Annotated in this window: 1 pseudogene (running past one end of the window); it reads left to right on the plus strand. The window is 19.2% G+C overall.

Annotated elements, in window-relative coordinates:
• Positions 1 to 380: 380 nt before the first annotated feature.
• Positions 381 to 385, plus strand: a pseudogene (locus LUA84_RS04845) (hypothetical protein); it runs 193 nt beyond the window's last position.

The following is a 385-nucleotide window of genomic DNA, read 5'->3' on the forward strand; positions in this document are numbered from 1 at the left end:
ATACTCTTAACCTATTAAATATAAATCTTCTAATTTCATCAGTAGATATTTTTCCAAATCCTTCTATCTTTATCCAATCTTCTAATTCTTTTACAATTTGCTTTGCAACTTCTTCAGATGCTCCTGCATTAATTAATGAATTATATACTTTATCTTTCTAAAAATTCCTCTTCTTCACCAGATCTTTTTATTACTTTTACCATAAATTTTTATTCTAAATGGATATTAATAAAATATTATTTATAACAAAATTATAATTAAAATGAATATAACATAAATGATTCGAAAATTTCAATAAATGAATTTATAGAAAAATATTTGAATATAATAATTAAATTTAAAATATTATAAAATAAATTATTTAAATGGGTTTAGCAGAGATGAG

The sequence above is a fragment of the Candidatus Nanopusillus massiliensis genome (assembly GCF_920984865.1).